Below are 14,851 nucleotides of genomic sequence, written 5' to 3' on the forward strand. Positions count from 1 at the left end.
ATCATGCCGGTACCGGCTCGGCGCACGACTCGATCACGTCGCCGGCGATCTCCTCCAGCTTCGGGAGGGCCATCATTCGCCTCCGCACCGCGGATACCGCGGCGCGGTACCGCGTTTCGGCGAGAACCTCGGAAATCGCGTCCCGGACCTGCGAAGGGGTTGCGGTGGACCGGTCGAGCAGCAGGCCCATGCCGTGCGCGGCCATTTCTCTTCCGTTGAGCGGCTGGTCGGCGAACCACGGAAGCATCACCATCGGGGTTTCGGCCTCGATCGCTTCTCGTGATCCACCGAACCCGCAATGCGTGACGAACACGTTTGCGCGCCGGAGCACGAGCGTTTGCGGCGCGTATTCCACCACGCGGACATGGCGAGGCTGTGGGAGGTACTGGGCGACGTTGCCGCGTCCGACCGCGACGATCACGGTGCCGTCGAAATCCGCGAGGGCTTCGAGAACGGTGCGGTTCGCCCGGTGGAAACCGGCCGCCATGCCGGGCGCGCAGTTTCCGGAACTCCCGAGCATCACGTAGGCCAAGGGCGTGTCGTCCGGCAGCTCGCGCACCCAGCGCGGGAGCACTTCGCGGGCCTGCCTGGGATTCTCGTGCCGGTAGGGCTGAACCGCCGGAATGGGTAGGTCTGCGAGGAAGAGTTCCCTCGGTGCGGGGGTGAGCACCACGTGGTCCAGGCTGCTCGGTGTCCGGGGTTCGGGGCCGAGGCCGAGTGCCGAGCGGTGTTCGGTCAGCCTCGGGCGGATGTGATCGGCGTGGTGATCCCAGACGTTGCGCAGCAGGCCGTTGTCGGCGGAGAGGTTCCGGATTCCCAGCGACAGCGCCAGAAGCGGTCCCGCCCACTCCGCGCAGTCGTTGACGACGACGTCGGGGGCCCAGTGCCTCGCGTGTTCCAGCAGGTCCTCGAACATCGGCAGCACGCACTGTCCGGCCAGGACGTCGCCGTAGAGCACCTGGCAGAAGGCTTCGTTGCCATCCCGGGCCAAGGCCGACGTCAGCCGCCGCTCGATGTCCGGGTCCGCCGTCCAGTCGAGCCCGGCCGACAGGTGGGGGATGCCGTACGACCTGGTCACGAGGCGCTCCATCGACGCCGCTGTCGCCAGCCGCACGTCGTGCCCGCGCCTGAGCAGCGCTCGTGCCAACGGTTCGTGCGGCCGGATGTGGGCCGGAAGGGCCAGTGACGTGAACAGGATTCTCAGCGGTCTCGCCGTGACCGCCCGCGATCCGGGGCCGGCCGTTCCCGGCGGCGGATCGGCCCCGTCAGCGACGGATGACGGATTCCCGTCTGCCGAGTTCATGCGTTATCAGCGCAGAACACGCACTGTCCTTCCGTGTCGGGTTCGTCACCAGGACCTGGCCGCGATCGACGCGATGCATCTGCGAGCATTCCTACCGGCCTCGGAGGATTGGTGGGTACCCGCGAACCGTGGTGCTGCCTGAACACTCAGGAGTCTTGCCTCTTCGGTCATCGCCGAGGCTCGGGAGAACTGTGCCGTCGAGCGGGTGCGCTCAACTGCATCCAGGTGATCCGCTATCCACATAGGACACGCCGATCATTATGAAACAGGCTTATAAGACACAACGGCCTGACGTGCGATTTGTCCATCTGTTGCCGGTTTTGCGCTTGGGCGCTGCACTTCGTTGCATCGATTGACAATCATGTGGCGGTCGGTGAAGCATCCGAGCGCATGAGCCCATTGCCTCGACGTCGCTTGCTCCAGCTGTCCACGGCGGCCGGCCTCGCCGTGTTCGGCGCAGCTGCCTGCAGCACCCCCCGGGAAGGACAGGGCAACGTCTATGCGCAACCGCTCATTCCGCAGGTGACCGCGCCACCACCGAACGGCGTTCTCGGTGTGAACTTCAACGGTGACCCGCACATCATGACCTTCGGCGAACTCAAGACCGCCGAGGCGACGTGGCTGCGCGGCTTTTTCGCGATGCCCGATGCGGGCAAGGGAAAGCCGGCCGATGCCCCCGCGATCAGCACCCTGCTGCAGGCCGGCGCGCACGGCTACGGAACCGTGTTGTCGCTGAAGTTCCCCTACTTCCCGGAACGCGAGAAGCCGTTGCCGCGCCCCGGCACCGATGCGATGAACGCCGAACTCCGCCGGCTGGACAAGATGTTGCCGGAGGTGCTGAACAAGGTCGACATCCTGGTGATCGGCAACGAGCCGTTCATCGAATCCCCGCACGATGAATGGAACAACGGGGCGATCAACGCCTTCTACGAGGCCATCGCCGACCACGTCATCAAGTATCGTGCCGCGCACTTCCCGGACGAGTGCAAGACGCGGCTCTACATGGGCTCGCTCAGCCACCTCGACGATCCCGAGTGGACAGGCGAGGGCACCGAGCGCTGGATGGCCCACGTCCGCAACACCCCGGAGATCGAGGGCACGGACATCCATCCGCACGTTGCGGACCTGCACGACGCCGATGCCTACCTCGACTACATCCTGCCCCGGCTGGGTCCGGACAAGAAGTTCCTCGCCACCGAGTTCTCCCTCGTTCAGCTCTGGGAGAAGCATCTCACCGACCGGGTGTCCCGCGAGTACGCCGACAAGTACGACATCCCGCCGGACACCCGGGCGTGGCAGGTCATCAAGAACGCGCTCGACAGGCCGTTCCCGCAGGGACGGTGGTATGACTTCCTGCGCACCAGCCCGTGGTTCGAGAACAACAAGAACTTCCTGCACGACCAGACGCAGAAGTTCCGGGCCACCGGCAAGCTCGCCGTGGCCACCTACGGGGTCGGTCAGGACGCCGCCATGTCGAACAGCTTCGGCCCGGACAAGAAGCCTTGGCTGCTGAACAGCCTGTTCGCCTCGCGCACGGTGCAGCCCCTCCCCGACGGCACCCCCGCTCCCAACTACGCCTGGCTCGACGAGTTCAAGGCCCTGCAGCAGCAGTGACTTCTGCGCTGCGAGTGGGAAGGATTGCTACCGCAAGACTTTCCACCCGCCGGCCATGTGGCCGGCGCAGTCGCCCCGCCAGTTGAAAACGCTCGACCGAGGCACCCCAGCCGAGCGTTCTGCCACGCGATTCGTCGCCATCAAGTTGCGACGACCCCCAGATCCATCGCCGTCAGCCCAGCTCTTCCGGGGTGGACACCAGCGAGCTGACCCGCAGGTGCTTCGCGGCGAATCGCATCTCGTCGGCGCCGACGAGATGGACCGGCTGCGGCTCGGACATGTCCGGCAGCGAGGACTGGAATCCGGTGAGGACATTGGCGTTCGGGTCGCCGCTGTCGGCCAGGATCATGCCGATGCCGGCGTACGCGATCTCGCCGGGCTGGAGGGTGAATTCCTCGGGCGCGTCGGGAAGCCGCACGTCCTCGACGGGCAGCTCCTCGATCGGCGAGCCGCTCATGTCCAGGCCCTGGAGGTTGGGCACGCCGCCGTTGATCGTGCAGGTCTTGTCCGACCGGTTCCCGTACGACACGATGAAACTGCCGGGCTCGCCCTCCACAGGTGCGGCAGAGATGAGGAAATCGGCCTCCGAGCAGTTCGACGTGCCGATGTCCCCGCCGCCCCCGCCCGAGGCCGGACCGGCATTGACCGCGCCGCGCTCGGGCGCGGGCTGGAGAGCGGTGGCGGCTCCGCAGCCGGTGATCAGCAGTGCTCCACCCAGAATGCCGGTGATGGCCGTCGTCATGCGGTAGCGCTTGAGCATCGTGCTCCCCTTTTCTTCAGGTGTATCAGCGGTTTCTCACCGCTTTGTCATCCCGAAAGACGCCCCATGACCACCGGGGTTGCGTCCACCGCGCGGATTCGAGCAACGTTGCCCGAAAGGGCACCAACCCCCTGATCGACTTGACTCGGAGAGACCGCGAGGGACCTTCCCGGAACCCCAACGGCTATCCGCGTGAAAGCACTGACACCCGTTCCGCGGCTCTTCTCAGGAACGGCCGGCCGCCTTCGCGCACACATGTCTGTTCGTGGAGCCCACGGCCGTTGGCGTTCTTCATAGCAGAACAGACTTTCCGCCAGGGCGTCACTGCCGCACGATGGAACGTGCTACCCGGTAGTCCGCGGCAAGGCTCGACAGCCCACGCCCTCACGGCCCAGGGTGGTCCGATGCCCAGAGGAGCAAGACCAGTGCAGTTCTATCTCGACGGCTACAAGCCCGGGGACCCGTTCGTCGCGGACCCCCACCCGTCCCTGGCCGACCGTCCAGGCGGCCTGCCGGACACGGCCGATGTTCTGATCATCGGCTGCGGTCCGGCCGGACTGGTCCTGGCGGCCCAGCTCGCCGAGTTCCCCGAGATCCACACCGTGATCGTCGACCGGCGGGACGGGCCGCTCGAGGTCGGCCAAGCCGACGGCGTGGCGTGCCGCACGGTGGAGATGTTCGAGGCGTTCGGCCTGGCCGACCAGCTCATCCACGAGGGCTACCAGGTCAACGAAGTGACCTTCTGGCGACCGGACCCCCAGGACGGCACCTCCATCGTCCGGACCGGACGCATCGACGACGTCGAGGACGGCATCTCCGAGATGCCGCACATGATCGTCAACCAGGCACGGATGCTGGCCTACCTGCGCGACCACATGCGCCGCTCCGCCTCCCGCGCCGAACCCGTCTACGGGCTGCACGCCACCGACGTGCGGATCGACACCGACGCCGACGCCGAACACCCGGTCACGGTCACGCTTCAGCACGTCAAGGACTTCCAGCCGACCGGAGAGAGCTCGACCATCCGCGCCCGGTACGTCGTCGGTTGCGACGGCTCGCGCAGCGGCACCCGGGAAGCCATCGGCCGTCGTCTCGAGGGCGACACGGCCAACCAGTCATGGGGTGTGCTGGACGTCCTCGCCGTCACCGACTTCCCCGACATCCGGCTCAAGTCCGCCATCCACTCCGAACAGGGCAGCATCCTGGTCATCCCGCGCGAAGGCGGTTACCTGGTCCGGCTCTACATCGAGCTCGACAACGACCGCGACGCCGAGATGCTCCGCGAGCGCAGCGTGACCCCGGAGAAACTCGCCGCAGTCGCCGGCCGGATCCTGCACCCCTACACCCTCGAGGTGAAGCACGTCGGGTGGTGGGCGGTCTACGAGATCGGCCAGCGCCTCTGCGACCGCTTCGACGACGTCCCCGACGCCGAGACCGACACCCGCCAGCCTCGCGTCTTCATCGCCGGCGACGCCTGCCACACCCACAGCGCGAAGGCCGGGCAGGGCATGAACGTCTCGATGGCCGACGCCTGGAACCTCGGGTGGAAGCTCGGCACCGTGCTCCGCGGGACCTCGCGGCCCGAGGTGCTGCGCACCTACTCGGCGGAACGGCAGAAGGTCGCCCAGCAGCTCATCGACTTCGACCGCGAATTCGCTGCGCTGTTCAGCACCCGGCCGGACAGCGACAAGGACGCCGACCCGGCGCGGTTCCAGCACTACTTCCGCGAGCAGGGCCGGTTCACCGCCGGGGTCGCGGTCCGCTACGAGCCCTCGGTCCTCACCGCGGCACCGACCCACCAGGACCTGGCGGAGGGCTTCCCGATCGGGATGCGGTTCCACTCCGCGCCGGTCATCCGGCTGGCCGACGCCAAGCCGATGCACCTCGGCCACGCGGCCCGGGCCGACGGCGCCTGGCGCCTCTACGCGTTCGCCGACCGGGCCCATCCCGGCGGCCCCGATTCCCGGCTGCGGGATCTGGCCGGGTTCCTGGCCTCGGAAGGCTCACCGATCGCCCGGTTCACCCCGCCCGGCGCCGACCCCGACTCGGTGATCGACGTCCGGGCCGTCCTCCAGCAGGGACATCGCGACGTCACCGTCGACGACCTGCCGCCGGTCCTCCTCCCCCGCAAGGGATCGTTCGAGCTCATCGACTACGAGAAGGTCTTCTGCCCCGATCCGGCCACCGACATCTTCGATCTGCGCGGCCTGGACCGGGACCGCGGAGCCCTCGTGGTCGTCCGGCCGGACCAGTACGTCGCGAACGTCCTCCCCCTCGACGCCCACGACGAGCTCGTCGACTTCCTCGGCAGCGTGCTGGTCGAGGTCGGGACGCCGACCTGCTAACGCAGACGTCGAGCCAACAGAGCGGTCACCCTCAGCCGGCGACGGGCCCCTGGGCGATTTCCTTGATGACATCGGCGGGGCTGGGACGAGCGTCGTTCTCCGCGGCGGCGGCCTGGGCCCGGTCGCGGAAGGTTCCCTCTCCCAACGCCCGCCGCACCGCGGGAAAGATCTCGTCCCCGCTGTCAACGGTGATCGCCGCTCCGGCAGCAGCAGCCCGGGCGGCATTGATCGGCTGATCGGCGCCCTGCGGCCACAGCACCATGGGAAGACCGTGTGCCAGGGCGCCGAGGACCGTGCCGGAACCGCCGGCACCGACGACAAGATCCGCTCGGTCGAGAAGCTGGCCGAGCGGCACGAACGGCACGAAGTGCACCTCGACGCCGTCGGGTCGCCGGCTCGGCCGGGAGCCGTCATCGCCCGCGGCCGGGTTCCTCATCGACGAGCCCACAGTGGCGATCACGTTGACGTCGTGGCCTGCCATCGCCCTCACGGTCGTGTCGAGCACGTCCGGGTCCGAGAAGATCGTGCCCAGGGTGACCAGCACCGTGGGCTTGGCCGGGTCCGCGAAGGCCGGCGGTTCGAATGCCATGTCGCGGGGGCGTCGGTGGGCTTGCGTGCGCAGTGGCAGCACGGGAACGCGGCTCGACCAGTCGGGGTCCTGCAGTTGTGGTGGGCACGGGTCGATGTAGCTCAGCGGCCCAACGGGGTCCAGCCCGGCGTCCCGATAGCGCGAAGCCGCGGCGCGCTCGATCTCGGTGATCACGGCGTGCGTCGCGGGGCCGATACCCACCTGGTACCAGGGGATGCCGAGATCTGCTGCGACCATCGGGCCGATCGCGTCGAACATCTCGGCCACGATCAGGTCGGGCGCCCACTCGCGGCCAAGACCGATCGTCTCACCGCCGCCGAGGTCCACGCGGGAGCCGCCGAAGATCTCCCCGATGAGTTCGGGCCCCGGGTGGAAGGGGTCTGCGCCGGTGCGGCGGGCAGCGTCCTCCGAGAACTCCATCGGCATCGCACCTGCGGCCAGGAATGCCACCTCGGCGGCGAGCTCCGGACCGACCTCATCCCGCACGCCGGCGCTGGTCGCCAGCGCAACGGTATGCCCTGCCTCGACCGCTGCCTGCATCAACGGCCCCAACGGCAGAACGTGGCCGTACGCGGGGGTCGCACTGAACAGAATTCGCACAAAACCAACCTATACAGCAGTTCTGCCACTCGAGTCCGCATCGAAGTCGATCAGGACCATTCGTCGATCCGCTTTCAGCGGTCGATCAGCGGCGCCACCTCGGCGACCCGGTTGGTCCAGACGTAGCCGGTGAAACCACTGGGAATCCGCGCCAGCGACTCCTGTGTGTCGAATCCTTCGGAGAACCCACCCGATCCGGCTACCAGGACGACGCGGCTGCCCGCGGACTCCATGCGGCTCACGAACTTCGACGGCCACGCCCACAGCCACGGCGCGTAAGACTCCGGGATGTGCAGTTCGGTGTTCGCGCAGGCGTCCGGAACGATCCCGGTCCACCCGATCGCCTCGTACCGCAGAAGGCAGTCGGCCATGCTGCCCTTCGACGCGGCGCGGATCTGCGGCAGCCGATCCCGGACGGCCCGCACCGGCGCATCACCACCGTAGACGGCGATGTCGGCCAACCGAGCCGCGTCCAGCTCGGACAGCCGCTGGGCCAACGCAGCGCCCTCGGCCGCATCCTCGCTCTTGACGTGGATCAGCAGCGGCTCTTGGGGGAACGCCGAGAGCACCTCGTCCAGCGACGGCATGAGCCCGACACCGCGCCCCCGGAACGGGAAGGTCCGGCCGCCGTCCGCCGTGTAGCCGTGGCCGATGTCGAGCGCCTTCAGCTCGGCCATCGGGAAGTCCCGGGTGGTGCCGGCCCCGTCGGTGCGGCAGTCCACCTCCCAGTCGTGGAAGACCGCGAACTGCCCGTCGCTGGTGATGTGCACGTCGAGTTCGACCAGGTCGGCCCCGGAGTCGAACGCCGCGCGCAGGCCGGCGATCGTGTTCTCGAGGAACCCGTGCGCCGGAGGATCGATCCGCTCGGCGGTGCACGTGTCGTTCTCCACGCCGGCGGTGCTGAACGTCTGCGCGACACCGCGATGTGCCAGCACCTTCGGAGATTCCCCGCCGACCTCCGCGAACAGCTGGGTGTTGTTGACGAAGGCGAACGCGGCGAGGAACGCGACGACCGCGCCGAGGATGTACCGCTTCTTCCGCCACCGCGGACGTGCTTCGGGCATGCCGCATTCTGCCGCGAGCCCGGAAACCGGCTCAAACCGGTCTTCGCACCCACGACCGCTCAACGGACCGACGCCTCACCCGGGTGCGGTGAGGTTCGCGTCGGTCGACGCCGCCCCGTTGCGCTCCGGGTTCAGCACTGCGCGGGCGAACGACCTGACCTGCGAGACATGTCCTCAGTGGAACCTACCGCGCACCAGCTCGTCGCCGCGCCCGGCCCCATCGACACCACACGACTGGAGAACGAGCTCGTGGCCTGGTTCAGCGGTGCCGAACATCCGCAGCGTTCGCGGAACGGACCCGTTGCCTGAGGATGGTGCGCTGCTTCTCGGGTGCGACCTTGCGGAAGTCGCTCAGGTAGATCTCGTGATGCTTGCCGGCCATGCACAACCCGTGGCTGGGGATGAACTCGTGATGCAGTTGCGCGAGCACGTCCGCCTCGTCGTCGAAGGAGCCGATGTGCAGCGTCTGCACGCACCGCCCCTCGGACAACGCCTCCAGACGAACGTCGTCGAGACGCGCTGGCCGGTTCTTCTTCCCGGCCTGCTCGACAGCGGTGGCGAACATGGCCTGGTCGATCCAGCCGGGGGCCATGAGCATCATCGTCCAGTCCCACTGCGACTTGTCACGAGCGGCCGTGAAGGAGTCCATGTCCTCGGCCCACCACAGGCCTTCCAGCGGCGGGACCACGTAGTCGCGGCCGAGCCCCTGCTTGCTGGCGAACTTCAGCTTGTAGGCGACCGGGTAGAGCGCTTCGACCGCCTCGGCGAAAGCGGGCGAGGCGTTGGGGTCGCCGTGACCGTCGACCATGAGGTACTGCATGTCGGGCACCTCCACGAATCGGAACCGGCCACGTTGCGCCTGGTAGGAGTCGAGGGTCTTCTTGAAGTCGATCTTGTCGGTCATCAGGAACCTGGGCTCGCCTGGCGGAGCCACTGCCTTTCTGCCTCCCAGGAGGCTGAGCGGGTACGAGAACATCTCACGCGCCGGCCGGCTACCACTCACGAACAGGTGGGTGGGAGCTCGATGCCGGCGAGGTATTGGCCGCGGTTGGATTCGGCGATTTCGCCGGCGCCGAGGGCGCACAGGGCCGACAGCCACTGGTCGGGCCGGCCGGACCACACCTGAGGTGTGCCGGTGGTGGCGACGACGCCGGACGGTTCGCCATCACTTCCTTCTCCTGCGGCCGGACGAAGGACACGACGTGGCGATTGCGGTTGAGCAGGGACTGCAGCGCACCACTCGCCTGCGCGGTGGGCGCCGAGCGGTACGCCGCACCGGCCAACTGGGTGGCCAGCCGGGAGTTGGGTTGTGCCAGCGCTTCTGCCGCCAGCGCTCGGGACAGCGCCACCCGGGCCTGCCCTTCGGCTCGATCGCGTTGCTGCACAGCGAGAATCGACGGCGCGGTCACGCCCACGGTGAGCACGCACAGCAGGGCGACGCCGGAACGAGCCACGAGCTTGCGGCGGCGGTGCAGGCGGATGTCCTCGCTGTCGAGGTCGTCGGCGTGCACACCGTGGATCGGCGCGGCCAGTTTGCAGACCGCACTGCGGAATTCGGTGTGCCGCAAGGACAAGGAGTCCGTCTGCCGAGCCTTCACCAAGGGCACGCAATGCGGCTCGCTGTCGAACCAACCGCTGAGCCCCGGCGGCAGGGCGTTGGTCCGCGACCAGTCGAAGTCGTCGACCCCCCAGTGGATCTCGCCGTCGACCACTGCGATCAAGAAGTTCTCCGACGACCGGTGTTCCTGCCACAAGGCGACCTCTTGCCGCACCCACTTCGACTCTGCCGCCGCCCGCGACGCCAGCAGGATGAAGTAGCGCGAATCCAGCAGCGAGCGCTCGATCGACTTCGGCAACGATCCCGCCGAAAGGCTTTCGGCGTCGCGGAAAACGCGCATCGCCCTGCGGCGGAAGTTGGGCCGGGCGAGCCGGGTCAGACCGTTGCGCAGCGCGGTGGCCACTTTCTTGTCCGCGTGGCCGTAGGAGATGAAAGCGTCGTAGCCAGCCGCCCCGGCCGATGAGAGCTCCGTCACATCGCAACACTAGCAAGGTCGCTCATGACGCTTGGCCGGCTCGGTCACCACGAAGGCGGAGGCTGCGGCACCCATCACGGGTCTGCCGCAGCCCCCGAGTAGGCAGCATCCACACGGTTTGACCGAACTCGGCAGGACCTTCCTCCTTCCTCTGTCCACAGTGGCCGACTGGGCCGATCAACACGGTTCCGAGATCGACGAGGCACGTGCCCGCTACGACGCGACGTCCAGTTGACATCTGTGCGCGGACGGTGTCTGCGCCTCCTCGACGACCGCAGCATCGGCCTTGGCGACTGGGGGAACCGGCGCTTCCGGTCGAGATGATCCAGTAGCACGGCACATCGGCCGAGTGGCGGTGTCGCCGCCGTGGTCCTTCCGGGCGGATGCGTGACGCCCGGCGCTGCGCGTCGGGCGCTCTGGCGGTCGTCCTCCTGCTGGTCAGTCCTGCTGCGGTCGTTCCTCGATCGGGAACAGGATCGGGCTCAGCAGGTGAAGGCTGCGGCCTCGTGCGGGTTTGTTGTCCATCTTGGATGCGATGACCCCGCGCAACTCGCTTATGAGTTCGGCGAGTTCGTCCTGGCTGAGCCAGAGCGGTATCTGCCGGTAGCCCACCGAGTCGGCAGTCGGGTCTGCGTGATCCCGGTCGAGGTAGGCATTGAATTCGGCGTGCAGGGCGGCCATGGCGGCGGTGAACCCGTAGCGGTGGTCGTCCAGCGACATCGACGCGGCCGCGTCGATGTCGATCGTCGCGCGCTCGCGGCGCAGGCGGTAGCGGCGTTCGACGGCACCATGCACCCGCTGTTCGCCGACGACTTCCAGCAGTCCTGCCTCGGCCAGCAGGCCGACGTGCCGGTACAGGGTGGTCTTGGGAACGTCGGGCAGGCTCGCGCACAGATCGGATGTGGTGCGGGTACGCCCGCCGGACATGACGTGCACGATGCGCACCCGCACCGGATGCAGGAGAAGGTCAAGCGTGTCCACCAAGCCACGATCCCACATCTGGTACCGTTCCCAAAATTGGGAAAGCAGCGGATGTGCACTGACCGCGAGGGAGCCGGCGATGCAAGACCAGATGCGCGACCAACCGTCCGGGGACAGCCCCGACACCGCGACCGGGGCACCGCCACCATTGGGGCGGTACTACGAGGTAGGGGGTCGACGGTTACTGCTGCACCGCTCGGGCACCGGCAGCCCAGCGGTGGTGTTCCTACCCGGGGGCGGCGCGGTTGGCCTGGACTACTGGAACGTGCAGGAGCGGGCTGCCGAGCTCACCACGAGCGTGATCTACGACCGAACCGGGACGGGCTGGAGCGACCGGACCGACGCGCCGCTGACTTGCGCCGAGGTGACCGACGAGCTGCGCGACCTGCTGCGCACCGCCGACATACCCGCCCCCTACCTGCTGGTCGGCCATTCCCTGGGCGGCCTCTACGCCCGCCTCTACGCGACGCGCTTTCCCAACGAGGTGGCCGGCCTAGTCCTGATGGACACCGACCACGAGGACTACGACGCCTACATGCCCCGACAGCTGACGGAGATGCGGGGCGCATGGGATCCGGACCAGGAGCTGCCCGACGAGTTGCCGGAGGAGGCCGTTGCGCTCTACCGCGGTCTGTTCGCACAGATGATGGCGGACTGGCCGGAGGAGATCCGCGACTCGCTCATCGAACGCCACGTCAGCCCGGAATGGATCATGGACGGGTACGAGCTGGTGCCCTACCGCGACCGGTTCCTCGACGAGATGCGTCGCACAGGGCCGCTGCCCGATGTTCCGCTGATCGTCCTCACCGCCATGGACATCGACGACTTCAAGAAGGCGGTGCTGATCGGTGAATCCGAGTCGCTGCTCGCCGAGGAGATCGACGGCAAGCGGCGGCTCCATGACGCGCTGGCCGCATCGGTCCGGCGCGGTGAGAACCGCCTCGTCGACGGCGCCGGACACGCCTCCATCCACTGGCGGCGCCCCGACGCCGTACTACAAGCGATCCAGGACCTGCTCGGCAGGTGATACCCGAAAGCCATTACCACGTCAGGCGACGAGAACCATCGCCCACTCTCCCACCCAACTGGCTCCGCAGCGCCGGTGTGCATCCGGCGTCTTCCCTCACCGGTTCGCGTGTCCAAAATGGATATTTGGGCAGCCGCTTGATCACAGGACGGATCAGTACCCGGGCTGCTCGCGGTCCAGCTCGTCACGACGACCGCTCGCTGAACAGGATGGACCACCGGCTGGGCCCAACGGCTCGTGGATTTGCGGAACCACCCCAACACCGATGTCCGGGAAGCCGCGTGGTCAGCGCGCATGAGCCGCTGGGCCACACCTTCATACCCCTGATGACCCTGAAGTTTTCCGGTCAACTACCCCGATCCGCGAATCACGGACTTCGTGACAGAGCCGACATTCCCGGTTTTCGGGAGCCGCTTGTGCAACCTGGGTCGGATTCGTCGCGTCTTGATCACTGGTAGCTCCTTGACTCCGAAGGGCGGGAACCGTGCACGACGAGCCCACCGTGGTTCTTCCCAAGACCCGCAGGCGCTGGCGGCGCGTTCGGCGGATCGGCTTGTTCGTCATCGGCGGCTTCGTCCTCGCCGTGGCGGGTGCTTTCGGCATCGGGTACCTGGTTTGGGAGGTGCCGGATCCGCAGCAGGTCGCCGCCGGGACGCAGCAGTCGATCGTGCTCAAGTACGCGGATGGTTCCGAGATGATGCGGATCGTGCCGGAGAGCGGGAACCGGATCATGATCCAGGACCTGGGGGAGGTTTCCGGGCCGATGCGGCAGGCCACCCTCGCCGCCGAGGACGCGTCCTTCTACACCAACGGCGGGTTCGACTTGTCCGGCATCGTGCGCGCGGTGTTCGCGCAGATCACGGGCAGCGCCGGGGGTGGTTCGACGTTGACGCAGCAGTACATCAAGCTCGCCACCGGCGACGACGAGCACAACTACGCCCGCAAGTTCAAGGAGATCGTGCTGGCGTTCAAGATGACCAACGAACAGCCCAAGGACGAGATCTTCAAGGCCTACCTCAACACGGCGTACTACGGGCGCGGTGCTTGGGGCGTCCACGCCGCCGCCAACGCCTACTTCGGCAAGCTGCCGCGCGACCTGAACGCATCCGAAGCGGCACTGCTGGCGGGCGTGGTGCAGAAGCCGAACGAGAACGACCCGCGGGTGGACGCGGATCAGGCGAACTGGCGCTGGACCTACGTGGCCGACCAGATGCTGGCCAACGGGATGGTCGACCCCGGGCAGCGGGCAGCGATGCGGATGCCGGAGACCCGGGAGCGGTTCGCGTGGCGGGGCGAGGAGATGTCCGGTCCGCTGTTCCACGTCCGGGAACGGGTGCTGCAAGAGCTGGAGCAAGCCGGATTCAGCGCCCAGCAACTGCATCAGAACGGAAGCACGGTCATCACCACGATCGACCGCGACGCGCAGCGCGTGGCCGAGTCCGCGATGGCCGCGGAGACCGCGAATCAACCGCAGAACATCCGGGCCGCGCTGGTGGCGATCGAGCCTGGCACCGGCGCAATTCGCGCCTACCACAGCGGAGACCGCCAGATCGGCGGCTTCGACTGGGCCAAGGCCGTGCAGCCGCCGGGCACGACGATCCAGCCGTTCGTCGTGGCCGCGGGGTTGATGCAGGGTTACGGCCTCGGCGAGGTCTACAGCGGGCGATCACCGCAGGAGATCAACGGCGCCACTTATCGGAACACCGGTTCCTGCCCCGACCTCTCGACCTGCAGCGTCCGTGCGGCGATGTCGGAGTCGGTCGAGACGGCCTTCCTGAACATGACCCTGAAGTTCGGTCCTGGCAAGGTCCGCGATGCCGCCCTGCGTGCGGGAATTTCCCCGACCGCCGGGGGGAAACCGTCGATGCAGGAGCGTGATGGCGAGGTGGGGATCCGCATCGCGATGGGCGACTACCCGGTGAGCACCGTGGACATCGCGCGCGGGTATGCGACGCTGGCCGACGGCATGCGGTCGCAACCGCACTTCTTGCAGAAGGTGTTGGACAGCAACGGGAACGAGTTGGCCGACTTCGCGACCGAGCCGGAGAGCGCCTTCTCCGACAATCCCTCGGAGAGCAGGGACATCGCCGGGAACGTCACGGAATCCATGCGGTGGTCGTTCCCTTCGATGCTCCTCAACGATCCGGTCACCGGCGGGCTCACCACCGAGCGGCCGGTCGCGGGGAACAGCGGCATCGCCCAGTTCGGCGGTTCTCCGGACAAGACCCTGACGGCGTGGACGGCGGGCTTCACGCCGCAGATCGCCGTCGCGGTGTCGGTCAGCGCCAGCGACGAGAAGGGCCGACCGCAACCGGTGGTGGGGTCCGGCGGCTCGATGATGGGCGAGGTGTACCCGAACCGGATCTGGCGGCAGTTCATGAAGGCATACCTGGAGCCCAGGCCGGCCGAGGCGTTCATGCCGTTCATCCCCATCGGGACCTACGGCGACCCCAATCAGCTCCCACCGCCCCCGGGCGCGGCGGTGTTGGCAACCACCACCCCGACAGCGAGGCCGCGCTGACACTTGTTCGCTCG

The 14,851-nt window shown here is 67.8% G+C and carries 11 protein-coding genes; 4 read left to right on the plus strand and 7 right to left on the minus strand.

Annotated features, from left to right (window positions below; genetic code table 11):
• Position 1 precedes the first annotated feature (1 nt).
• Positions 2–1,078 (minus strand): glycosyltransferase, encoded by a 1,077-nt coding sequence (locus AB0H93_RS14110; RefSeq protein ID WP_358572187.1) that lies wholly within the window; start codon positions 1,076–1,078, stop codon positions 2–4.
• A 615-nt stretch (positions 1,079–1,693) separates the two neighbouring features.
• On the opposite strand from AB0H93_RS14110, the gene AB0H93_RS14115 reads away from it, so the two are divergent.
• The gene (locus AB0H93_RS14115; protein ID WP_358572189.1) at positions 1,694–2,917 is read left to right on the plus strand and encodes a hypothetical protein; all 1,224 of its coding nucleotides are present in this window, start codon (positions 1,694–1,696) and stop codon (positions 2,915–2,917) included.
• A gap of 172 nt (positions 2,918–3,089) precedes the next feature.
• On the opposite strand, the gene AB0H93_RS14120 is transcribed toward AB0H93_RS14115, so the two are convergent.
• Positions 3,090–3,677: a DUF4232 domain-containing protein gene (locus AB0H93_RS14120; protein ID WP_358572191.1), complete on the minus strand. Its 588-nt coding sequence runs from the start codon at positions 3,675–3,677 to the stop codon at positions 3,090–3,092.
• 425 nt (positions 3,678–4,102) lie between these two features.
• On the opposite strand from AB0H93_RS14120, the gene AB0H93_RS14125 reads away from it, so the two are divergent.
• Positions 4,103–6,022 (plus strand): FAD-dependent monooxygenase, encoded by a 1,920-nt coding sequence (locus AB0H93_RS14125; RefSeq protein WP_358572193.1) that lies wholly within the window; start codon positions 4,103–4,105, stop codon positions 6,020–6,022.
• A 31-nt stretch (positions 6,023–6,053) separates the two neighbouring features.
• On the opposite strand, the gene AB0H93_RS14130 is transcribed toward AB0H93_RS14125, so the two are convergent.
• The 5 genes from AB0H93_RS14130 to AB0H93_RS14150 all read right to left on the minus strand — a co-directional run bounded on the left by AB0H93_RS14130 (position 6,054) and on the right by AB0H93_RS14150 (position 11,415).
• Positions 6,054–7,151, minus strand: a complete 1,098-nt coding sequence (locus tag AB0H93_RS14130; protein WP_358572497.1) for a nucleotide disphospho-sugar-binding domain-containing protein — start codon at positions 7,149–7,151, stop codon at positions 6,054–6,056.
• A 134-nt stretch (positions 7,152–7,285) separates the two neighbouring features.
• Positions 7,286–8,275 carry a glycerophosphodiester phosphodiesterase family protein gene (locus AB0H93_RS14135; RefSeq protein WP_358572195.1) on the minus strand — a complete coding sequence of 330 codons (990 nt, stop codon included), beginning with the start codon at positions 8,273–8,275 and terminating at the stop codon, positions 7,286–7,288.
• Positions 8,276–8,534: 259 nt separating this feature from the next.
• Positions 8,535–9,179: a GyrI-like domain-containing protein gene (locus AB0H93_RS14140; protein WP_358572197.1), complete on the minus strand. Its 645-nt coding sequence runs from the start codon at positions 9,177–9,179 to the stop codon at positions 8,535–8,537.
• Between the two features lie 88 nt (positions 9,180–9,267).
• Positions 9,268–10,308 carry a TIR domain-containing protein gene (locus tag AB0H93_RS14145; RefSeq protein WP_358572199.1) on the minus strand — a complete coding sequence of 347 codons (1,041 nt, stop codon included), beginning with the start codon at positions 10,306–10,308 and terminating at the stop codon, positions 9,268–9,270.
• 438 nt (positions 10,309–10,746) lie between these two features.
• Positions 10,747–11,415 carry a helix-turn-helix domain-containing protein gene (locus AB0H93_RS14150; RefSeq protein ID WP_358572201.1) on the minus strand — a complete coding sequence of 223 codons (669 nt, stop codon included), beginning with the start codon at positions 11,413–11,415 and terminating at the stop codon, positions 10,747–10,749.
• Between AB0H93_RS14150 and AB0H93_RS14155 the strand changes: the two genes are divergently transcribed.
• Positions 11,369–12,316 (plus strand): alpha/beta hydrolase, encoded by a 948-nt coding sequence (locus tag AB0H93_RS14155; protein WP_358572203.1) that lies wholly within the window; start codon positions 11,369–11,371, stop codon positions 12,314–12,316. The two genes, AB0H93_RS14150 and AB0H93_RS14155, sit on opposite strands and share 47 nt — an antisense overlap.
• 502 nt (positions 12,317–12,818) lie before the next feature.
• On the plus strand, positions 12,819–14,837 hold the full coding sequence (locus tag AB0H93_RS14160) for a transglycosylase domain-containing protein (RefSeq protein WP_358572205.1): 2,019 nt from the start codon (positions 12,819–12,821) through the stop codon (positions 14,835–14,837).
• The last annotated feature ends 14 nt before the right edge of the window (positions 14,838–14,851 follow it).

It is taken from the genome of Saccharopolyspora sp. NPDC050642, from assembly GCF_040654735.1.
GTDB classification, from domain to species: Bacteria; Actinomycetota; Actinomycetes; order Mycobacteriales; family Pseudonocardiaceae; genus Saccharopolyspora; species Saccharopolyspora elongata.

What these genes read in the sequence shown, in the direction of transcription:
- AB0H93_RS14115 (WP_358572189.1), top strand. Translation starts at nt 1,694, where the DNA reads ATGAGCCCATTGCCTCGACGTCGCTTGCTCCAGCTGTCCACGGCGGCC.
- AB0H93_RS14120 (WP_358572191.1), bottom strand. Translation starts at nt 3,677, where the DNA reads ATGCTCAAGCGCTACCGCATGACGACGGCCATCACCGGCATTCTGGGT.
- AB0H93_RS14155 (WP_358572203.1), top strand. Translation starts at nt 11,369, where the DNA reads ATGCAAGACCAGATGCGCGACCAACCGTCCGGGGACAGCCCCGACACC.
- AB0H93_RS14135 (WP_358572195.1), bottom strand. Translation starts at nt 8,275, where the DNA reads ATGCCCGAAGCACGTCCGCGGTGGCGGAAGAAGCGGTACATCCTCGGC.
- AB0H93_RS14130 (WP_358572497.1), bottom strand. Translation starts at nt 7,151, where the DNA reads ATGCAGGCAGCGGTCGAGGCAGGGCATACCGTTGCGCTGGCGACCAGC.
- AB0H93_RS14140 (WP_358572197.1), bottom strand. Translation starts at nt 9,179, where the DNA reads ATGACCGACAAGATCGACTTCAAGAAGACCCTCGACTCCTACCAGGCG.